Genomic DNA, 21552 nt, shown 5'->3' on the forward strand with positions numbered 1-21552 from the left:
CCGATCGCGCGGCACGCCGCCCTGTGCTGGAGTGGGCGGATGGATCATGAGGACACACTCGCCCTGTTCGACCGCCGACTGAGGCGCGAAGCGAAGCCCGACGGCCCCGGCACCCGGATCGAGCGGGACGGCGACGTCATCCGGCAGGTCGGCGCCGCCCACGACTGGAACGGCGTCCTGTGGTCGGACCTCGACGAGGCCACGGCGGATCGGGCGATCGCCGCGCAGGTGCGGTACTTCACCGCACTGGGCCGCGAGTTCGAATGGAAGACCTACGCCCACGACCGGCCCGGTGACCTCGGGGAACGGCTGCGGGCGGCCGGGTTCACGGCCGAGCCGCAGGAGGCGGTGATGGTGGCCCGGATCGAGGACCTCGCCACCGACACCGCCCTGCCCGAGGGCGTCCACCTGCGTTCGGTGACCGACCGGGCCGGGGTGGACCTCGTGGCGGACGTCCACGAGCAGGCCTTCGGCACCAGCGGCGCCCGCCTGCGGCAGCGGATGCTCGACCAGCTGGCCCGGAGCCCGGAGACCGTCAGCCTGGTCGTGGCGATGGCCGGCGAGCGCCCGGTGTGCGCGGCGCGGATGGAACTGAACCCGGGCACCGAGTTCGCGGGCCTGTGGGGCGGCGGCACCGTCGCCGACTGGCGGGGGCGGGGCATCTACCGGGCCATGGTCGCCCACCGGGCCCGCATCGCCGCCGACCTCGGGTACCGCTACCTCCAGGTCGACGCGAGCGACCAGAGCCGCCCCATCCTGCAACGGCTCGGATTCGCGATCCTGACCACGTCGACCCCGTACGTCCACCAGCCGCCCGCCTCCTCGGACGCCGGCCAGGGGAGCCAGGGGAGCCAGGGGAGCCAGGAGAGCCAGGGGAGCTAGGGAAGCCGGGGGGCTAGGGAAGCCGGGGGAGCTGGGGGAGCCGCTCGACGATGACCATCGCCGCGTCGTCGTCCAGCCGGCCGCCGACGTGGGCGAGCAGATCGCGGCGCAGGTGCTGGAGCAGGGCGGTCGGACGTTCGTCCTGCCAGGCGGTGACGCGGTCGGTGAGCGGGTAGAAGCGCCGGTCGGCGTCGCGGGCCTCGATCACGCCGTCGGTGTAGATCAGCAGCCGGTCGCCGGGCTGGAACGGGAAGGTCTCCACCTCGTAGCGGACCGGGGCGAGCTCGCCCAGGCCCAGCGGCGGCGCCGGGCGGCGGGCGGCCAGCGTGATGATGCCGTCGGGGCGCAGCAGCAGCGGGGGCGGGTGGCCGCAGTCGATCAGCCGGACCGCCGTGCCGTCGTCGGGGATGTCGAGCAGGACGGCGGTGATGAAGGACTCGCCGCTGTCCTCCGGCGGGGCCGCCTCGTCCGGGTCCTCGCCGCTCAGGCGGCGCCGGCGGGCCTGTTCGCCGAGCTGGGCGAGGTCCCAGCAGACGCTGCCGTCGAGGTAGGCGGCGAGCCCGGGCAGGTCGGCGTGCAGGTGGGCGGCGGCGCGGAAGGCGCCGAGCAGCAGGGCCGCGTCGCCGAGCGAGGACAGGCCCTTGCCGCGGACGTCGCCGACCAGCAGCCGGGTGCCGGTGGCGGTGCGGGCGGCCGCGTACAGGTCGCCGCCGACCTGCGCCTCGGCCTCGGCGGCCAGGTAGACGGAGGCCAGGTGCAGCGGCCCGATCCGGTCCGGCAGCGGGCGCAGCAGGACCCGCTGGGCGGCCTCGGACACCGAGCGGACCTGGGCCAGCTCGCGCTCGTACCGTTCTCGCAGTGCCCGCAGTCCGATGATCAGGGCGGAGACGACGAGCTGCGCGCCCAACTGGGTCTCGATGTTGGCGCTGGTGAGGCCGTCCCGGAGGATGCCGATGACGGTGAGCGCGGCGAGGGCCAGCAGGGCGACTCCGGCGGTGGCCCGGGCGCCGGCGTAGGAGGCGGTGAGCGCGGGGGCGACGATCAGCAGCGGGCCGAGGTGGATCTGTGCGGGGGAGAGGATGTCGACGACGGTGATCACGACGATCAGCGCGAGCGACAGCGCCGTCAGCGCGCGACGGTCGGGCCGCCGGGGGTGGCGGCGGTCGCGCGGGCGGTCGCGGGGCTGCGGGTCACGGGGACGCTGCCGGAGTGGCACCTTTCCTCTGTACACCGTCGGGGCGGTGCGGCGCACCCCGGGCGCTCCTCGGGTGCACCCCGGAGGCCCTCGGGCGCACTCCGTACAGGGCTCTCAGTACGGGGGGTCTCGGTGCAGGGGGGCTCAGTGCAGGGGGTCTCAGCCCTCTTCGCCGTAGCGGGCCAGGTAGGCGGCGAAGCGGGCGACGTCCTCGTCGGACCAGTCGGTGAAGCGGGCGGTGAAGGCCAGCCGGCGCTGCTCGTTGGCGTCCTGCAGCAGGGCGAGCCCGGCCTCGGTGGCGCGCAGGATCTGGCCGCGCTGGTCGTCCGGGTCGGCCTCGCGCCGCAGCAGGCCGAGCTTCTCCAGGGCGGTGACCTGGCGGCTGACGGTGGACTTGTCGAGCATGAAGTGGGCGGCCACGTCGGCGGCCCGGCAGCCGCCGCGCTCGGTGATCAGGTCGAGGATGCTGTAGGTGACCAGGGAGAGGTCGGGGTGCAGCTGGGAGGCCTTGTGCCGGGCGCGCCGGGCGAAGGCGGTCAGCTCGCGCTGGATGGCGTCGATGGACGACTGGCGGCCGGGCACGGGCGTTCCTACCTCCTCGATATTTGTTGCACTATACAACGGAATCCCCCGGGTCCGCGCGCCGCTCCGGGCCTCCCTGCCCCTGAGTGGCCTGCCAGGCGCGGGCGGCGGCAATCCGGCGGGTCGCACTCGGGTGAGTGGCGAACAGTAGCTCAAGCGCCCTCGGCGGGTCGACATCGGAGACGTTCGCCAACGCCAGTCTGCGTTGCATCGCGACGAACTGCTCGGCGTCCGACGTCAGTTCGAGTGCGTGCCGGTCCGCCCTGGCCTCGATCCGGCGGCTCACCGCGCACTGGGCCGGCCCCGACAGCGCCCCCAGCAGCGCCGCGCACGCCGCCAGCAGCGGCAGCGCCCGCGGATCGGCCGCATCCGCCGCCCCCGCCGCCGACAGCAGCGGCTGCCAGGCGCCCAGCACCCCCAGCACGGCCACCGCCACGGCCGCGCCCACCGCGCCCAGCAAGGTGCCGAACGGCACGTCCCGGTGCTTCACGTGGCCCAGCTCGTGCGCCACCACCAGTTCCACCTCGCGCGGCGTGGCCGTCGACAGCAGCGTGTCGTACGCGACGATCCGGCGGGTCGCGCCCAGCCCCGACACGTACGCGTTGAGCGCGGTGGTCCGCCGCGAGGCGTCCGCCACCAGGACGTCCCGCACCCGTACGCCGTCCCGCTCGGCCAGCGCCAGCAGGGCGCTGCGCAGCGGGCCCGGCGGCATCGGAGTGAAGCGGTTGAACACCGGCTCGATCAGCAGCGGGTGCAGGAAGGACAGCGCCGCCGTCAGTACCGCCGCCGCGCCCGCCGCCGGCAGCCACCAGTGCCGCGGCGACCAGGCGGTCAGCGCGAACAGCCCGAGCGCGAGCGGAAGGACCAGCACGAGGGCCAGCCCCAGGCCACGCAGCGCGTCCACCGCCCAGCCGGCCCAGCCCTGCGTCACCAGCCCGTACCGGGCCCGGACCGCCCGCAGCCGGGCGCCGAACGGCAGCTGCAACGCCTGGCCGAGCACCACCAGGGCCGCCGCGCCCGCCAGCACCCCGGCCGTCCGGGAGCCGCCGAACCAGCCGCCGACGGCCGAGACCAGGCCGGCGCCGGCCGGGGTCAGGCCGAGCAACAGGGTGAGCGCCAGGCCCGCCAGCCGCCCGCCCAGCGCCCAGGGCAGCTGGGCGCGGCGCAGCGCGCGGCCACGGGCGCGCTCGGCGGGGGTGAAGTCGACTGGTGGGCGGCCGGCGGGGGCGGAGGCGGTGGTCTCGGTGTCGTCCATGGGGTGGGTGCGGCTCCGGGCTCTGGCGGACGGGGGCGGGTGGGGCGGTTCAGCATCTCCTACCGCGCCGGGGCGGCGCTCAGTCCTCGGCGTCCGGTGCTCCAGCCGTTGGTGTTCGGCCCGCCGTTGGTGTTCGGCCCGCCGGTGCTGTGCTCGGAATCCGGTGTCGTGCTCGGAATGGAGCCGGTGTTGTGCTCGGAATGTTGCGGAACCGAGGCGGATGGGTGCGGAAGCCGTGCCGTAGGCTGACCGCTTCTGGATCGACCCGGGGGGAACCACTCATGCGCCGTGCCGCGGCCGCCGTCGCGCTGTTCGTCGGCCTGACCGCCATAGCCGCCTGCGGGCCCGACGACCCCGCCCCGGCGCCGGCCGCCGCGCCCGGCTCGACCGCGGCCGCCTCGGGCGGGGCGGCGGGCACGCCCACCAGCCCGGGCGCGACGCCCTCCGGAACCGCCGCCGGGAAGAACGCCGCGCCCCGGCCCGACGGCAGCATCACCGTCGCGTTCGCCGGAGACGTCCACTTCGAGGGCCGCACCGAGGCCCGGCTCGCCGTCCAGCCGCCCGAGCAGGCCCTCGGCCCGCTCTCCCGGACGCTCGCCGACGCCGACCTGTCCGTCCTCAACCTGGAGACGGCGATCACCGGGCGCGGCGCCCCCGAGCCGAAGACCTACACCTTCCGCACCTCGCCCAAGGCGCTCTCGGCGCTCAAGGACTCCGGCGTCGACGTCGTCTCCATGGCCAACAACCACGCCGTCGACTTCGGCGCCGACGGCCTCACCGACACCCTCGCCGCCAAGGACTCCTCGCCGATCCCGGTCGTCGGCGTCGGCCGCAACGCCAAGGAGGCGTACGCCCCGTACGTCACCACCGTGCGCGGTGTGAAGGTCGCCGTCGTCGCCGCCAGCCAGGTCGAGGACCTCACCAACCAGAAGTGGCGGGCCGGCGCCAACAAGCCGGGCATCGCCTCCGCGCTGGACGTCCCCGAGCTGGTCAAGGCGGTCGAGGCGGCCAAGCAGCAGGCACCCGTCGTCCTCGTCTACCTGCACTGGGGAGACGAGGGCAAGGCCTGCCCCACCGGCCCGCAGACCGCCATCGCCAAGAAGCTCGCCACCGCCGGCGCCACCGCCGTGGTCGGCACCCACGCCCACACCATGGTCGGCTCGGGCATGCTCGGCAACACGTACATCGGCTACGGCTTCGGCAACTTCCTCTGGTACGGCACCTCCAACTACGCCTTCTCCAACGAGACCGGCGTCACCACCCTCACCCTCACCCGCGACGGCAAGGTCACCGGCGAGGCCTTCGCCCCGGCGACCATCGACGACAAGGGCGTCCCCGTCCCGGTCGCCGGCGCCACCGCCGAGGCGGCCCGCAAGCGCCGCGACGCCCTCCGGGGCTGCACCGGCCTCGCCCCGGCCCCGGCGGCTCCGTCGGCTCCGGCGACCGGCGCGACGGGCTGAGTCGTTTCCGGGGGCCCGTGGCCCTCTCGTGAGCGACCGGGAGCCGCCCTCAGCTCCCGGTCGCCGTCCGACAGTTCGCCGCCCTCCAGCCGCTGCGGCACCGTGGCCGTGGGAGGTTCGGTCCACCATCTCGGCGAGACGAAACGTCTCGTACCGGCGCGCCCGGAAGCGGCGGCGATCGGGCCGGAGTCGAGGGAGCGGCGGTGAGTTGACGACTGCACAGGGCATCGGCGCAGCCGAACATATGTGTTAGGTTAGGCTTACCTAATATTGCTGGTCGGAGGGGATGTCCGTGCAAAAGTCCGAATTCGCCGGTGCCGTCGCGATGGTCACCGGGGCCGGGCAGGGCATCGGTGCGGCCGTGGCCCGGGCGCTCGTCGCCGAGGGGGCCGTCGTCGCCGCGGTGGACCGCAACCCCGGCCCGCTCGCCGCCCTCGCGGCGGAGTCGCCCGCCGTGCACCCGTACGTCCTGGACGTCGCCGACGGCCGGGCGGTGGACGACACGGTCGACCTGATCGAGCGTCAACTCGGGCCGATCGCCGCACTGGTGAACGTCGCCGGGATCCTGCGCACCGCACCCGTCGTCGAACTCACCGACCAGGACTGGGCGGAGACCTTCGCGGTCAACACCACCGGCGTCTTCCACACCGGCCGCGCGGTCGGCCGCCGGATGGCCGACCGCGGCCGCGGCGCCGTGGTCACCGTCGGCTCCAACGCCGCCGGGGTGCCGCGCGCCGGCATGGCCGCGTACGCGGCGTCCAAGGCGGCGGCCACCATGTTCACCCGCTGCCTCGGGCTGGAACTCGCCCGCTCCGGCGTGCGGTGCAACATCGTCTCGCCCGGCTCGACCGACACCGGGATGCAGCGCGCGCTCTGGGGCGAGGACGCCGAGGCCGCCGAACAGCGGGTCATCGACGGCGACTTGGGCGCCTGGCGGGTCGGCATCCCGCTCGGGCGGATCGCCGCACCCGCCGACATCGCCGAGGCGGTGGTCTTCCTGGCCTCCGACCGGGCCCGGCACATCACCATGCACGACCTCTACGTCGACGGCGGCGCGACCCTGCGCGCCTGACCGCCCTGACCGCCCTCGCCGTCCCCCCGCCTTCCCCTCCGCTCCCCTCCGCGCCCCGGGCAACCCCCGGGCGCCGGCCATGCCCTGACCTCCCTCCCTGACCTCCCTCCCCGACCCTCTTCCCTGACGCGCAGACCGTCCAGACCGTCCCAGACTGGAGACTTCACGGTGACCACGGTGCACCACGCCCCCGCCGGGGGTGTCGCCGAGCACGCCGCTCCCGCCCCCGCCGCCGCCCCGGCCCCCGCCGGGCCCGCCGACGCTTCCGCCCCGGGCCCCGACCACGCCGTCATCGGCGCGGCCAGCGGCCTGCTCGGCCAGTACCGGGCCGCGGCCGACGAGGCGTTCTTCGCCTCGCCGACCCGCACCCTGCTCACCGCCGGGGTGCACGCCCGCGTCCCGCAGGACGAGCGCCCGCTGCCCGTCCGGGTCGCCGCGACGCTGGCCGAGGCCCGTCGCGCCGGGGTCGAACGGCCGCTGGTGGTCGGCGCGGTGGCGTTCGACCACGACAGCCGGGTCGAACTCGCCGTCCCCGAGAGAGTCCGCAGAGCCGGGGCGCTGCGCGACGACCCGCTGATCGCGCTGCCCGCGCCGCCGGCCGAGCCGGTCGACTGGCAGGTGCGCCCGATCCCCGAGCCGGCCGCGTACGGCGCGGGCGTCGCGGCGGCCGTCGAGCGGCTGCGCGGCGGCGAGTTGAGCAAGGTCGTGCTGGCCCGCACGTTGGAGCTGAGCGCCGACCGCCCGTTGGACCTGCCCGCGATCCTCCAGCGGCTGGGCCGCCGCGACCCGGGCGGCTACACCTTCGCCGTCCCCGCCGGCGGCGGGCGGACGCTGATCGGCGCCAGCCCCGAACTCCTGGTCTCCCGGCGCGGAACGGCCGTCCTGGCCAACCCGCTGGCCGGCTCGGTGCCGCGCAGCGCCGACCTCGGCGAGGACGTCCGGCGCGCCGCCGCGCTGCTGGAATCGCCCAAGGACCTGCACGAGCACGCCGTCGTGGTGGATGCGATCCGCGCCGCGCTGGCGCCGTACTGCCGCACCCTGGACGTGCCGGCGCGGCCGACCCTGGTGCGCACCGCCGCGATGTGGCACCTGGCCACCACCATCACCGGCGAACTGGCCGATCCGGCGGTCTCCGCCATGGAGTTGGCCACCGCCATGCACCCGACCCCGGCGGTCTGCGGCACGCCGACGGCCGTCGCCCGGCGGGTGATCGGCGAGGTCGAACCCTTCGACCGAGGCCTGTACACCGGCATGGTCGGCTGGGGTGACGCGGACGGCGACGGCGAGTGGGTGGTCACCATCCGCTGCGCGGAGGCGGACGAGCGGACCCTGCGGGTGTACGCGGGTGCGGGCGTCGTCGACCGGTCCCGGCCCGAGGACGAACTCGCCGAGACCAGCGCCAAGTTCCGCACCTTCCTGGACGCCGCGGGGGTGTCGCAGTGACGGCGCCGGAGAGTTTTCTGATGCAGGGTCAGTTCGCCGTTGTGGACCAGGTCTCCCTTCAGGAGTCCGCCTTCACCCCGTACCCCGCCGAGTTCGCCGAGCGCTACCGGGCCGCCGGGTACTGGCGCGGCGAGACCTTCGGGCGGATGCTGCGCGAGCGCGCCGCCGCGCACGGCGAGCGGATCGCGATCGTCGACCCGGCGGGGGAGGGGCGGCGCTGGACGTACGCCGAACTCGACCGCCGCGCCGACCGGATGGCCGCCGGGCTGCTCGCCCGGGGGATCGGGCGCGGCGACCGCGTGGTGGTCCAACTGCCCAACGTGGCCGAGTTCTTCGAGGTGGTCTTCGCGCTGTTCCGGATCGGCGCGCTGCCGGTCTTCGCGCTTCCGGCCCACCGCGCCACCGAGATCGGCTACTTCTGCTCCTTCACCGGGGCGGCCGGCTACGTCGTCGCGGCCGTCGACAACGGCTTCGACTACCGCGAACTGGCCTCCCGGGTCAAGGCGGAGAGCCCGGCGCTGCGGCTGGTCCTGGTGGCCGGGGACGACCCGGGCGAGCACCTCCGGCTGGCGGACGTGCCCTGCGACGGGCCCGGTCCGGCCGAGGAGCCGGAGCCCGGGAGCGTCGCCTTCCTCCAGCTCTCCGGCGGCAGCACCGGTGTGCCCAAGCTGATCCCGCGCACCCACGACGACTACATCTACTCGCTGCGCGGCTCGGTCGAGCTGTGCGCGCTCGACGAGGACAGCGTCTACCTGTGCGCGCTGCCCGCCGCCCACAACTTCCCGCTCAGCTCGCCCGGTTCGCTCGGCACGCTGTACGCGGGCGGCCGGGTGGTGCTGTGCCCGCGGCCCAACCCGGAGACGGCCTTCCCGCTGATCGAGCGCGAGGGCGTGACCATCACCGGGCTGGTGCCGCCGCTGGCCCTGCTCTGGCTGGACGCCGCCGAGCGCGACGCGGGCGGCCCCGGTGCGGGGGGCCTGGACAGCCTGGAGGTGCTGCTGGTCGGCGGCGCCAAGTTCAGCGCCGAGGCCGCCCGGAGGGTGGGCCCGGTGCTCGGCTGCACGCTCCAGCAGGTGTTCGGGATGGCCGAGGGGCTGGTCAACTACACCCGCCTGGACGACCCGGAGGAGCTGATCACCACCACCCAGGGCCGGCCGATCTCCCCGGACGACGAGGTCCGGGTGGTCGACGACCAGGACCAGGACCTGCCCGACGGCGTCACCGGCCACCTGCTCACCCGCGGCCCGTACACCATCCGCGGCTACTGGAACGCGCCCGAGCACAACGCCAACTCCTTCACGGCCGACGGCTTCTACCGCACCGGCGATCTCGTCCGCCGCACCCCCACCGGCCACCTGGTGGTCGAGGGCCGGGCCAAGGACCAGATCAACCGGGGCGGCGAGAAGGTCGCCGCCGAGGAGATCGAGAACCACCTGCTCGCCCACCCCGCCGTGCACGACGCGGCGGTGGTGTCGATGCCCGACCCCTACCTCGGCGAACGCACCTGCGCCTACGTCGTCCTGCGCGCCGAGAACCGCGAACAGCCGCCGAAGAGCATCGAGTTGAAGCGCTTCGTACGCCAGCGCGGACTGGCCGAGTACAAGGTGCCGGACCGGGTCGAGTTCGTCGACGCCTTCCCCGCCACCGGGATCGGCAAGGTCAGCAAGAAGGACCTGCGCGCCGCCATCGCGGCCGCAATCCCTACTCACTGAAGGAAAGACCACCGTGGGCCTGCCCCGCATTCCCTCCTATCCCCTGCCCGCCGCCACCGAACTGCCCGCCAACCGGGTCGAGTGGACGGTCGATCCGGACCGCGCCGTGCTGCTGGTGCACGACCTGCAGAACCACTTCCTGGACGCCTTCGACGCCGCCGCCGCGCCGGTGCCCGAACTCCTCGGGAACGTCGGCCGGTTGGCCGAGGCGGCGCGCGCCCACGGCATGCCGGTGCTCTACTCGGCCCAGCCCGGCGGGCAGAGCCCGGCCGAACGCGGCCTCCAGCAGGACTTCTGGGGCCCGGGCATCCCGGACGACCCGCGCGCGACGGCGATCGCCGACGCCGTCGCCCCCGCACCGGGCGACACGCTGCTCACCAAGTGGAAGTACAGCGCCTTCGTGCGCACCGACCTGGACCGGCTGCTGCGCGAGCAGGGCCGGGACCAGCTGGTGATCACCGGCGTGTACGCGCACATCGGGGTGCAGGCCACCGCCTGCGACGCCTGGATGCGCGACCTGCCGGCCTTCGTGGTGGCCGACGCGGTCGCCGACTTCGGCCCGGACGAGCACCGCGCGGCGCTGTCCTGGGTGGCCGGCCGCTGCGGGCAGGTCACCACCACCGACGCCGTCCTCGCGATGCTGGAAGGGAAGTGACGGGCATGGCCTTCACCGTGGAGCGGATCCGGGCCGAGGTCGCCGACCTGCTCGGAGAGGACCCGGCGGACGTCCCGCTGGACGAGAACCTGGCCGACTGGGGCCTGGACTCGGTCCGGCTGATGGCGCTCGCCGAGCGCTGGCGGGCCGAGGGCGCCGAGGTGGCGTTCGTGCAACTGGCCGAGCGCCCGGCCGTCGAGGCCTGGGCCGCACTGCTCGGCGCGGCCTGATGGAGACCGTGCTGCTGGAGGCCGCCGGGCCGCAGGCGCCCCCACGCACGGACCGGGCGGCGAAGTACCCGCCGACCACCGTCGTGGGGCCGGTCGAGGCGCAGGCGGCCCGGACCCCGGACGCCCCCGCCGTGCTGCTCGCGGGCGGCGCGGTCGTCACGTACCGGGACCTGAACGCCGCGGCCAACCGGCTGGCGCGCGCCCTGGCCGCGCGCGGCGCCCGGCCGGGGGCGGTGGTCGGCCTGGCGCCGGCCCGCCACCCGGCGCAGCTGCTGACCGCGCTGCTCGCGGTGGCCAAGTCCGGCGCGGCGTACCTGCCGCTGGACCCGGCGGACGCGCCCGGACGCCGGGAGCGGCTGCTCGCGGAGACCGCGCCGGTCTGCGTGCTGGGGGAGGGGGTGCCGGAGGCGCTGGCCGGGCTGGACGTGGACGGCGAGCTGGCCACCGACCCGCCCCGGGCGCTCACGCCGCAGCACCTGCTGTGTGTCGGGTACGGCCCCGGCGGGCGCCCGGACGCCGTCCGGCTCACCCACGCCGAGGCCGACCGCCGGGTGCGCGAGCTCCAGGCGGCCCACCCGCTCGGCCCTGGCGACCGGGTGCTGCAACTGGGCCTGCCGCTCTGGGAGTTCCTCTGGCCGCTGCGGACCGGCGCCGCCGTGGTGCTGGCCGACCCGCAGCGGCCGGGCGAGGTCGGGGAGCTGGTGAGGGAGCTGGGTGTCACGGCGGTGCGGGCGACGCCGGCGGCGCTGCTGGGCGGCAGCTGAAGGGGGCGGGGCGGGGCACGGGCGGGGCGAGGGCGAGCGCGGGGAACAGATGACAACATTCAGCGAACAACTTTCAGATAACAGATGTTGAAATCTGTTATCTGAAAGTTGTCATCTGTCAGCCGCCGGCTGTCAGGCGTTCGCCGCCAGGTCCGCCGCCGTCCAGGCCATGGCGACCGCGCCGTCCAGCACCGCCCGGTCGGCCTCCGCCCCCACCGCGGCCTCGGCGAACGCGGCCTCGTGCGGGGCGCAGGCGCCGCCGGTGATGTCCAGCACCGGGTGGATGGCGGGTACGGCGTGGGAGACGTTCCCCATGTCGGTGCACGCGAACGGCCCGCTCTCGACCGGCTCCGGCCGGCCGAGCGCCGCCGCGTTGGCCCGCCAGAGGGCGAGCAGGGCGGGGTCGGAGCGCATGTCCAGGTAGTCCGGTTCGGGCCGGTCGAGTGTCACCTCGCAGCCGGTGGCGAGCGCCCCGGCCCGGAAGCAGTCCTCGACCCGGGCGCGCAGCTGCGCGAGGTCCTCGGCCGCCGAGGCGCGGATCTCGTACTCCGCGCTCGCGCTGTCGGGGATCAGGTTGGGCGCGGTGCCGGCGGCCGTGGTGATGCCGTGCACCCGCCACTGCGGCGGCAGGTGCTGGCGCAGCAGCCCGAGGGCGACCTGGGCGACGGTGAGCGCGTCGGCGGCGTTGCGCCCCTGGTGCGGGTTGAGGCTCGGGTGGGCGGCGCGGCCGGTGTAGCGGACGGAGAGGGTGCCGAGCGCGAAGGAGCGGAAGTCGGCGACCTCGACCGGGCAGGGGTGCACCATCATCGCCGCGTCCACGCCGTCGAAGGCGCCCGCCTCCAGCAGCAGCGCCTTTCCGGCTCCGCGCTCTTCGGCGGGCGCGCCGATCACCCGTACGGTGAGCCCGAGTTGGTCGGCGTACGGGGCGAGGCCGAGCGCCGCGCCGAGGCCGGCGGCGGCGATCAGGTTGTGCCCGCAGGCGTGCCCGAGGCCGGGCAGCGCGTCGTACTCGCAGACGAGTGCGACGGTGACCGGCCCGCTGCCGAGGCTCGCGGTGAACGCGGTGTCCAGTCCGTGCGCGGGCGCGGTGACGGCGTAGCCGTGGGCGCGCAGGAGTTCGGCGCACCAGGCGGCCGCGCGGTGCTCCTCGAACGCGGTCTCGGGGTGGGCGTGGATGCGGTGGCTGAGCGCGAGCAGTTCCGCGCGGTGCGCGTGGACGCGTTCGCGGACGGCCTGTTTGGTCGCGGTCAGGGGCATGGGCGGCGCCTCCGGGATGTCAGGGCCCCCGTACTGGGAGGCCGTTGACCAGATCATATGAAGTTAGATTAGGCTAACCTAACTAGGCGTTTCGTTCGCCGGACCCCGAGGAGCACCCCGAACCATGCCTGCCGTCGAAACCCAGGCCGTCGATGTCCCGCTGCTCGCCGCCCAGGCCGCCATCTGGTACGCGCAGTCACTCGACCCCGACAGCCCGGTCTACAACACCGGCGACGCCGTCGAGATCACCGGCCCGCTCGACGAGGGCCGGTTCGAGGACGCGCTGAGGCAGGCGGTCGACGAGGCCGAGGCGCTGAGCGCCGTCGTCGTCACCGGCCCGGACGGCACGCCCCGCCAGCAGCCGCGCCCCGGCCGCCGCTGGCCGCTGCACCACCTCGACCTGCGCGCCGCGCACGACCCGGCCGCCGAGGCCGAGGCCTGGATGCGCGCCGACCTCGCCCGCCCGGCCGACCTCGCCGAGGGCCCGCTGTTCACCCACGCGCTGATCCGCCTCGCCGACGACCGGTACCAGTGGTACCGGCGGATCCACCACCTCGCCGTCGACGCCTACGCGTTGAACCTCCTCGGCGAGCGCCTCGCCGAGCTGTACACCGCGCACGCCACCGGCGCCGAGCCCGCCGCACGCCCGTTCGCCACCCTTGCCGAGGTCGCCGCCGAGGAGGCCGCCTACCGGGACGGCGAGGAGTACCCGGCCGACCGCGCCTACTGGGCCGACCGCCTGGCCGGCGCCGACACCCCGGCGACCCTGCCGGGCAGCCCGGCGCCCGCGCTGTCCGCAACCCCGGCCCAGGCCCCCCTGCGCCTCACCGCCGAACTGCCCGCCGGCACCCGCGACCGACTGGAGCGCGCCGCCGCCACCGCCCGCGCCACCTGGGCCGAACTGCTCCTCGCCGCCACCGCCGGCTACCTGCACCGCCTGGCCGGCACCGAGGACGTCGTGCTCGGCCTGCCGCTCGCCAACCGCCGCGGACCGGCCGCCCTGCGCACCCCCGTCGCCGCCGCCAACGTCCTCCCGCTGCGCCTGGCCGTCCGCCCCGCCGACAGCGCCGAGGCGCTGCTGCGCCGGGTGGTCCGCGAGCTGCGCGCCGTCCGCCGCCACCAGCGCTACCCGCTGGAGGACCTGCGCCGCGACCTCGGGCTGACCGGCGAGCGGCGCGCCCTGTTCGGCCCGATGGTCAACATCAAGGCCTTCGAGGGCGATCTCGACCTGGCCGGCCTGCCCGGCGTCGTCCGCAACCTCGCCGCCGGGCCGGTCGACGACCTCGCCGTCGGCGTCTCGCCCGCCCCCGGCGGCGCGCTGCGCCTCGTCCTCGACGCCGACCCCGCCCGCCACGACACCGCCTCGCTCGCCGCCCACCGCGACGGGCTGCTGCGCTACCTCGACGCCCTCACCGACCTGCTGCTCGCCGCCCCGCAGACGCCCATCGCCCGGATCGACCTGCTCGACCCGGACGGCCTGCGCCGCGCCACCGCCGGCCGCGCGGAGCCGCCGCTCGACCGGACGCTGCCCGAGCTGTTCGCCGCGCAGGCCGCCCGCACCCCGGCCGCCGTCGCCGTCCGCAGCGGCAAAACCGCCCTCACCTTCGCCGAGTTGGACGCCGCCGCCAACCGCCTCGGCCACCACCTGAACGCCCTCGGCGTGCGCGCCGGTGCGCCGGTCGCGCTCGCCCTGCCGCGCGGCGTGGACACTCTGGTCGCGATGCTCGGCGTGCTCAAGGCCGGCGGCGCCTGCGTCTCCCTCGACCTCGCCCACCCCCGGCAGCGCCTGGCCGCCGTCCTGGACGACGCCCGCCCGGTCTGCGCGGTCGGCACCGCCGACGCCCTCGCCCAACTGGACCTGCCGGCCGGCCTGCCCGCCGTGCTGCCCGGGGACGCGGACGCCGAGCCCGCCACCGCGCCCCCGGCCCCCCGGCCCCACCACGCCGCCTACGTACTGCACACCTCCGGCTCCACCGGCCGCCCCAAGGGCGTCGTCGTCACCCACGCCTCGCTGGCCAACCTGTACGCGGGCCACGGCGAGGACCACATCGCCCCGGCCGTGCGCCGCACCGGCCGCGAACGCCTGCGCGTCGCCCACAGCGCCTCGTTCGCCTTCGACGCCTCCTGGGACCCGGTGCTGTGGATGGTCCACGGCCACGAGCTGCACCTGCTCGACGACGCCACCTACCGCGACCCGGCCGCCCTGGCCGGCCACCTGCACCGGGAGCGCGTCGACTACCTCGACGTCACCCCCTCCTACCTCGAAGTCCTGCTCTCCGAAGGCATCCTGGACGAGGAGTGGCACCGCCCGGCGGTCATCGCGGTCGGCGGCGAGGCCACCCCGCCCGCCCTCTGGCAGCGCCTCACCGCCGCAGCCGGCCTGCACCCGATCGACCTCTACGGCCCGACCGAGACCACCGTCGACGCCTACGCCTGGACGCCCGGCCCCGACGGCGCCCCGGTCGGCCGGGTGGTGCGCGGCTCCCGCGCCTACGTCCTCGACGGCTCGCTGCGCCCCGCGCCCGACGGCGTCTCCGGCGAACTGTACGTCGCCGGGGCCTGCCTGGCCCGCGGCTACCTCGGCCGCCCCGACCTCACCGCCGAACGCTTCCTCGCCGACCCGTTCGGCCCGCCCGGCGACCGGATGTACCGCACCGGCGACCTCGCCCGCCGCCGACCGGACGGCACCCTGGAATTCCTCGGCCGCGCCGACGACCAGGTGAAGATCCGCGGCTTCCGGATCGAGCCCGGCGAGATCGCCGCCGCCCTCGCCGAACTGCCGGGCGTCGCCCAGGCCGTGGTGATCGCCCGCTCCGGTCCGCAGGGAAAGCGGCTGCTCGGCTACGTCGTCCCCGAGGCCGTTGCCGAGGCAGCTTCCGAGGCGCTTTCCGAGTCCGAGGCGGCTCCCGAGTCCGAGGCCGTCCCCGAGACCGTTGCCGAGGCCATGTCGGAGGACGCCGCCGAATCCGCCCCCACCCCCCGCGTCGCCCTCGACCCGGCCGCGCTGCGGGCCGCGCTCGCCGCCCGGCTGCCCGGCCACATGGTCCCAGCCGCCGTCCTGGTCCTCGACGAACTGCCGCGCACCGCCCACGACAAGCTCGACCACCGCGCCCTGCCCGAACCCGCCGCCGTCGAGCCCGGCACGGCCCCGGCCACGCCGCAGGAGGAACTGGTCTGCGGGCTGTTCGCCGACGTCCTCGACCTGCCGCAGGCGCCCGGGCGGGACGCCTCCTTCTTCGACCTCGGCGGCCACTCGCTGCTGGCCGGCCGCCTCGCGGCCCGCCTGCGCGAGACCTTCGCCGCCGCCGTCGGGTTCGCCGACGTCTTCCGCCACCCGACCCCGGCCGCGCTCGCCGCGCTGCTCGACGCGCACCACGGCGGCGAGCCCGAGGCCCGCCCCGCGCTGGTGCCCGTGCCGCGCACCGACCGGATGCCGCTGTCACCCGCCCAGCGCGGCCTGTGGTTCCTGCACCGGCTCCAGGGCCCCAGCCCCACCTACAACATCCCGCTCGCCCTCACCCTCACCGGCCCGCTCGACCGGACCGCCCTCACCCTCGCCCTCGGCGACCTCGCCGCCCGGCACGAGGTGCTGCGCACGGTCTACGGCGAGGAGCCGGACGGCACGCCGTACCAGCGGGTGCTGCCCGCCGCGCCCGTCGAACTGCACGACGGCACCGAGCTCGCCGAAGCCGTCCGGCACGCCTTCGACCTCACCGGCCGGCCGCCGCTGCGCGCCACCCTGTTCACCCACGGCCCGGCCGAGCACACCCTGCTCCTGCTGCTCCACCACATCGCGAGCGACGGCGCGTCCACCACCCCGCTGGTCCGCGACCTGTCCGCCGCCTACACCGCCCGGCTGGCCGGCTGCGCACCGGAACTCCCGGCGCCCGTCGTGCAGTTCGCCGACCACGCGGCCTGGCAGCGGCAGCTGCTCGGCACCTCCGAGGCGCCCAGCCCGCTCGCCGCGCGGCAGTCGGAGTACTGGCGCACCGCCCTGGCCGGCCTGCCCGACCAGCTGGAACTGCCCACCGACCGCCCGCGCCCCGCCGTCGCCGGCCACCACGGCGCCACCGTGCCCTTCACCCTCGACGCCGAGGCGCACGCGGCCCTCGCCGCGCTCGCCCGGACCGCCGGCGGCACCGTCTTCATGGCCGTCCAGGCCGGACTCGCCGCCCTGCTCACCCGGCACGGCTGCGGCACCGACATCCCCGTCGGCACCCCGGTCGCCGGCCGGGACGACCCCGAAACCGCCGACCTGGTCGGCTACTTCGTCAACTCCGTGGTCCTGCGCACCGACACCTCGGGCGATCCGACCTTCCGCGAGCTGCTCGGCAAGGTCCGCAGCACCGTCCTCGCCGCCCACGAGCACGCCGACCTGCCCTTCGACCGCCTGGTCGAGGAGCTCAACCCGCCGCGCTCCCTCGCCCGCCACCCGCTGTTCCAGGTGATGCTCGCCTGGCAGAGCCGCCCCGACGAGCCCCACCCGCTGGGCGGCGGCCTCACCGCCCGGATCGCCGCCGTCCCCAGCGGCACCGCCAAGTTCGACCTCACCCTCAACGCGGGCGAGCTCCCCGGCGGCGGCATCGGCGGCTTCCTGGAGTACCGCACCGACCTCTTCGACACCGCCACCGTCGAAGGGCTCGCCACCCGCCTCGCCCGGCTGCTCACCGCCGCCGCCACCGCGCCCGACACCGCGATCGGCCGGCTCCCGCTGATCGGCGAGGAGGAGCGGCTGCGCGCCCTCGTCGAGTGGAACGGCACCCCGCACACCCCGGCCCCGCACACCCCGGCCCCGCACACCTCGGACACCCCGGCCCCGCACACCCCGGCCCCGGACGCCACCCTGGCCGAGCTGTTCGAGGCCGCGGCCGCCGCCAACCCGCGGGCCGTCGCCGTCAGTTGCGGTGACGAGCAGCTCGACTACACCGAACTCGCCGCCCGCGCCGACCGCCTGGCCCGGCTGCTGGCCGCCAACGGCATCGGCCCCGGCACCATCGTCGCCCTCGCCCTGCCGCGCTCGCTCGAACTCGTCGTCGCCCTCCTCGCGGTGGCCAAGTCCGGCGCCGCCTACCTGCCGCTCGACCCCGACTACCCGGCCGACCGCCTCGCCTACATGCTGGCCGACGCCGCCCCCGCCGCCCTGCTCACCGACCGCGGCACCGCACCCCGGCTGCCCGCCCACCAGGTGCCCCAACTGCTAGTCGACGGACCGGAGTCGGCCGCCCACCCGGCCACCCCGCTGGCCCAGCACGAGCGCACCCGCCCGCTGCACGCCGAGGACACCGCCTACGTCATCTACACCTCCGGCTCCACCGGCCGGCCCAAGGGCGTGCCCGTCACCCACCACAACGTGGTCCGGCTGTTCCGCTCCACCGACCACTGGTTCGGCTTCGGCGCCGACGACGTCTGGACCCTCTTCCACTCCTACGCCTTCGACTTCTCCGTCTGGGAGCTGTGGGGAGCCCTGCTGCACGGCGGCCGCCTGGTCGTCGTCCCGCACCTGGTCAGCCGCGACCCGGCGGCCTTCCTCGACCTGCTCGCCCGCGAGCGCGTCACCGTGCTCAACCAGACCCCGTCCGCCTTCTACCAGCTCAGCGCCGCCGACCGGGACCGTCCCGGCGCCGAACTCGCCCTGCGCTACGTGGTGTTCGGCGGCGAGGCGCTCGAACTGGCCCGGCTCGACGACTGGTACGCCCGCCACCCGGAGGACGCGCCCACCCTGGTCAACATGTACGGCATCACCGAGACCACCGTGCACGTCTCCTACATCGCCCTCGACCGGGCCACCGCCGCCGCCGGAAGCAGCAGCACCATCGGCGTCAACATCCCCGACCTGCGGGTCTACGTCCTGGACCAGCACCTCCAGCCCGTCCCGCCCGGCGTCACCGGCGAGATGTACGTAGCCGGGGCCGGCCTGGCCCGCGGCTACCTCGGCCGCCCCGACCTCACCGCCGGGCGCTTCGTCGCCGACCCGTACGCCGAACTGTTCGGCGAACGCGGCACCCGGATGTACCGCTCCGGCGACCTCGCCCGCCGCCGCGCCGACGGCGTCCTGGAGTACTTCGGCCGCGCCGACCAGCAGGTGAAGCTGCGCGGCTTCCGGATCGAACTCGGCGAGATCGAGGCCGTGCTGGCCGCCCACCCGGGCGTCGCCGACGCCGCCGTGGTCGTCCGCGAGGACGCCCCGGGCGACAAGCGACTGGTCGGCTACGCGGTCACCACGGCGAGCCCCGAGGAGTCGCACGCCGTCGCCGTCGCCGCCGTCACCCCCGAGGACCTGCGCGCCCACGCCGCCGTCGAACTGCCCGCCCACATGGTGCCCTCCGCCGTAGTCCTGCTGGACCGGCTGCCGCTCACCGCCAACGGCAAGCTCGACCGCCGCGCCCTGCCCGCCCCCGAGGCGCCCGCCACCGGCGCCGGACGCCCGCCGCGCACCCCGCGCGAACAGCAGCTGTGCGAACTCTTCGCCGAGGTGCTGGGCGTCGCGGCGGTCGGCGTCGACGACGACTTCTTCGCCCTCGGCGGCCACTCGCTGCTGGTCGTCCGCCTCGCCGGGCGGATCCGCGAACTGCTCGGCCTGGACGTCGGCATCGGCACCCTGTTCCAGTCGCCCACCGTCGCCGCCCTCGACGCGGCCCTGGCGGCCGGCTCGCGGAGCGCCGACGCGCTGGACGTCCTGCTCCCGCTGCGCCCCGCCGCGCCCGGACGCCGTACCCCGCTGTTCGCCGTCCACCCCGCCGGCGGCCTCAGCTGGTGCTACACCGGCCTGATCCGCCACCTGCCCGCCGACCAGCCGATCTACGGCCTCCAGGCCCAGGGCGTCGGCGCCGCCACGGCGGCCCGGCCCCTGCCGCAGACCCTGGACGAACTGGCCGCGCACTACGTCGACCGGCTGCGCGAGGTCCAGCCCGAGGGCCCGTACCGGCTGCTCGGCTGGTCCACCGGCGGGATCATCGCGCACGCCGTCGCCGTCCGGCTCCAGGACCTCGGCCACGCCGTCGAACTGCTCGCGATCCTGGACGCCTACCCCGCCGAGGGCTTCCGCGACCTGCCCGTCCCCGACCAGGCCGAGGCGCTGGAGGCGCTGCTCACCATGGGCGGCTACGGCCCCGAGGACCTCGCCGGGCGGCCGCTCGAACTCGCCGCCGTCACCGAGCTGCTGCGCCGCGAGGGCAGTCCGCTCGCCGGGCTCGACGACGCCACCGTGGCCGCCCTCAACCGGATCTACCTCAACACCAACCACCTCGTCCGGGGCCACGACCACCGCCCCTTCGACGGCGACGTGCTGTTCTTCCGCGCCACCGTCGACACCATCGACGAGACCCTGGTGCCCGAACTCTGGATCCCGTACGTGTCCGGCCGCATCGACAACACCGACGTCGCCTGCTCGCACAAGGACATGACCCTGCCCGCCCCGATCGCGCACATCGCCCGCGTGATCACCGACCACCTGGAGAAGTCCTCCGATGAGTGACGCCCCCGCCAACCCCTTCGACGGTGACGGCGAGTTCCTCGCCCTCGTCAACGACCAGGGCCAGCACTCGCTCTGGCCGGCCTTCGCCGCCGTCCCGGCCGGCTGGAACGTCTCCCACGGCCCGTGCGAGCGCGCCGACGCCGTGCAGTGGATCACCGCCCACTGGACCGACCTGTGACCCCTCCGGCCGTCGAGGCCGCCCCGGCGCGCCCCCTGCTCGCGGGGCGCGCCGCGGTGGTCGTGGTCTACACCGCCGCGATGTGCATGAACGGCCTGGACTCGACCATCGTCAACCCCGCGCTGTTCACCATCGCCGAGGACTTCGGGCGGCCCGTCTCGGCCGCCAACGCCGTCGAGACGGCCTTCCTGGTCGGCCTCGCCGTCGGCCTGCCGGTGGCGGGCTGGCTCGGCGACCGGTTCGGCGTGAAACGGGTCTTCCTCGGCTCCCTGGCCGCGTTCACCCTCGCCTCCGCCCTGTGCGCCGCCGCGCCCGGCCTCGGCTCGCTCGCCGCCGCGCGGGCCGTCCAGGGCGTGGCCGGCGGGCTGCTCACCCCCGTCGGGATGACCCTGCTGTTCCGGGCCTTCGCCCCGCACGAGCGGGCCGGCCTGGGCCGGTTCCTGATCGTCCCGACCGCCCTGATGCCCGCCCTCGGCCCGCCGCTCGGCGGCCTCCTGACCGAACACCTCTCCTGGCACTGGCTGTTCCTGGTCAACGTGCCGATCGGGGTCGCGGCCGTCGTGACCGGGCTCATCGGCCTGCGCGCGGCGGACGAGCCCCCGGCCGGCCGCTTCGACACCACCGGCTTCCTGCTCGCCACCCCCGGCCTCGGGCTGCTCACCTACGCGCTCGGCTTCGGCCCGGCGCACGGCTGGTCCTCGCCCGGAGTGGCGCTCAGCGGCGTGGCCGGGCTCCTCCTGCTCGTCATCGCCGTGCGCCACCAACTCCGCGCCGCCGAACCACTGGTGGACCTGCGGCAGCTCGCCGACCGCACCTTCGGCACCGCCACCTGGCTGGCCCTGCTCACCTCGGCCGGCCTGATGGGCGCCCTGTTCGTCCTCCCGCTGCTCTACCAGGCCGCCCTCGGGGCCTCGGCCCTCGACGCAGGGCTGAGCGTCTTCCCCGAGGCGATCGGCCTGATGGCCGCCTCCCAGGTGGTCGACCGCCTGCTGCCCCGGTTCGGCCCCCGCCGCCTCGCGCTGCCCGCGCTGCTGCTCGCCGCGCTCGTCCTGGCCGCCCTCGGCTTCGCCGAGAACCCCTGGGCCGTACGGGCGTTGATGTTCGCGGTCGGGCTCGTCCTGGGCACCGCCGTGCTCACCGTCCAGATCGCCGGCTTCGCCGACGTCCCCGGGCCCGCGATGGGCCGCGCCATGGGCCTGTTCACCATCGTCCGCACCCTCGGCGGCGCCCTCGGCATCGCCGCCACCGCCGCCCTCATCGGCGCCCTGGACACCGAAGGCGGCTCACCCGGCCCCTACCGCCTAGCCCTCCTGCTCACCGCCGCCCTGGTCGCCGCCGGCACCCTCCTCACCACCCGCCTCCCCCGGGAGGCACCGGGACCCTGAATCGGCTC

The 21552-nt window shown here is 75.7% G+C and carries 15 protein-coding genes; 11 read left to right on the forward strand and 4 right to left on the reverse strand.

Features of this window, described 5'->3' with window-relative positions:
• Positions 1-39 precede the first annotated feature (39 nt).
• The gene (locus ACFWPT_RS00410) at positions 40-882 is read left to right on the forward strand and encodes a GNAT family N-acetyltransferase (RefSeq protein WP_380478364.1); all 843 of its coding nucleotides are present in this window, start codon (positions 40-42) and stop codon (positions 880-882) included.
• A gap of 13 nt (positions 883-895) precedes the next feature.
• Here the strand turns inward: ACFWPT_RS00410 and ACFWPT_RS00415 are convergent, their stop codons facing one another.
• The 3 genes from ACFWPT_RS00415 to ACFWPT_RS00425 form a co-directional block, all read right to left on the reverse strand.
• Positions 896-2098, reverse strand: coding sequence for a PP2C family protein-serine/threonine phosphatase (locus ACFWPT_RS00415; RefSeq protein ID WP_380478366.1), 1203 nt, complete (start codon positions 2096-2098; stop codon positions 896-898).
• 138 nt (positions 2099-2236) lie between these two features.
• Positions 2237-2659 carry a MarR family winged helix-turn-helix transcriptional regulator gene (locus ACFWPT_RS00420; RefSeq protein WP_063349838.1) on the reverse strand — a complete coding sequence of 141 codons (423 nt, stop codon included), beginning with the start codon at positions 2657-2659 and terminating at the stop codon, positions 2237-2239.
• Positions 2660-2690: 31 nt separating this feature from the next.
• The gene (locus tag ACFWPT_RS00425; protein WP_380478368.1) at positions 2691-3914 is read right to left on the reverse strand and encodes a M48 family metalloprotease; all 1224 of its coding nucleotides are present in this window, start codon (positions 3912-3914) and stop codon (positions 2691-2693) included.
• A gap of 281 nt (positions 3915-4195) precedes the next feature.
• Between ACFWPT_RS00425 and ACFWPT_RS00430 the strand changes: the two genes are divergently transcribed.
• The 7 genes from ACFWPT_RS00430 (at position 4196) to ACFWPT_RS00460 (ending at position 11250) form a co-directional block, all read left to right on the forward strand.
• Positions 4196-5374: a CapA family protein gene (locus tag ACFWPT_RS00430; RefSeq protein ID WP_380478370.1), complete on the forward strand. Its 1179-nt coding sequence runs from the start codon at positions 4196-4198 to the stop codon at positions 5372-5374.
• 286 nt (positions 5375-5660) lie between these two features.
• On the forward strand, positions 5661-6446 hold the full coding sequence (locus ACFWPT_RS00435; protein ID WP_063349841.1) for a 2,3-dihydro-2,3-dihydroxybenzoate dehydrogenase: 786 nt from the start codon (positions 5661-5663) through the stop codon (positions 6444-6446).
• 291 nt (positions 6447-6737) lie between these two features.
• Positions 6738-7889 (forward strand): isochorismate synthase DhbC, encoded by a 1152-nt coding sequence (gene dhbC / locus ACFWPT_RS00440; RefSeq protein WP_380478545.1) that lies wholly within the window; start codon positions 6738-6740, stop codon positions 7887-7889.
• A 20-nt stretch (positions 7890-7909) separates the two neighbouring features.
• Positions 7910-9601, forward strand: coding sequence for a (2,3-dihydroxybenzoyl)adenylate synthase (locus ACFWPT_RS00445; RefSeq protein ID WP_380478373.1), 1692 nt, complete (start codon positions 7910-7912; stop codon positions 9599-9601).
• 13 nt (positions 9602-9614) lie between these two features.
• A complete protein-coding gene (locus ACFWPT_RS00450; protein ID WP_363366835.1) occupies positions 9615-10256 on the forward strand; it encodes an isochorismatase family protein in 642 nt (213 codons plus the stop codon).
• A 5-nt stretch (positions 10257-10261) separates the two neighbouring features.
• The gene (locus ACFWPT_RS00455) at positions 10262-10486 is read left to right on the forward strand and encodes a phosphopantetheine-binding protein (RefSeq protein WP_063349844.1); all 225 of its coding nucleotides are present in this window, start codon (positions 10262-10264) and stop codon (positions 10484-10486) included.
• Complete coding sequence (locus tag ACFWPT_RS00460) at positions 10486-11250, forward strand: AMP-binding protein (protein WP_380368951.1); 765 nt, start codon at positions 10486-10488, stop codon at positions 11248-11250. The genes ACFWPT_RS00455 and ACFWPT_RS00460 overlap by 1 nt, the downstream gene beginning before the upstream one ends.
• A gap of 132 nt (positions 11251-11382) precedes the next feature.
• Here the strand turns inward: ACFWPT_RS00460 and ACFWPT_RS00465 are convergent, their stop codons facing one another.
• Positions 11383-12507 carry an amidohydrolase gene (locus ACFWPT_RS00465; RefSeq protein WP_380368954.1) on the reverse strand — a complete coding sequence of 375 codons (1125 nt, stop codon included), beginning with the start codon at positions 12505-12507 and terminating at the stop codon, positions 11383-11385.
• Between the two features lie 124 nt (positions 12508-12631).
• On the opposite strand from ACFWPT_RS00465, the gene ACFWPT_RS00470 reads away from it, so the two are divergent.
• The 3 genes from ACFWPT_RS00470 to ACFWPT_RS00480 are packed head-to-tail and all read left to right on the forward strand — an operon-like array spanning position 12632 to position 21544.
• Positions 12632-19981 carry an amino acid adenylation domain-containing protein gene (locus tag ACFWPT_RS00470; protein ID WP_380478375.1) on the forward strand — a complete coding sequence of 2450 codons (7350 nt, stop codon included), beginning with the start codon at positions 12632-12634 and terminating at the stop codon, positions 19979-19981.
• On the forward strand, positions 19974-20159 hold the full coding sequence (locus tag ACFWPT_RS00475; protein ID WP_063349847.1) for an MbtH family protein: 186 nt from the start codon (positions 19974-19976) through the stop codon (positions 20157-20159). The genes ACFWPT_RS00470 and ACFWPT_RS00475 overlap by 8 nt, the downstream gene beginning before the upstream one ends.
• Positions 20156-21544, forward strand: a complete 1389-nt coding sequence (locus ACFWPT_RS00480) for a DHA2 family efflux MFS transporter permease subunit (RefSeq protein WP_380478377.1) — start codon at positions 20156-20158, stop codon at positions 21542-21544. Before ACFWPT_RS00475 ends, ACFWPT_RS00480 begins: the two co-directional genes overlap by 4 nt.
• Positions 21545-21552: the final 8 nt, after the last annotated feature.

The organism is Kitasatospora sp. NPDC058478 (genome assembly GCF_042720345.1).
GTDB lineage: Bacteria > Actinomycetota > Actinomycetes > Streptomycetales > Streptomycetaceae > Kitasatospora.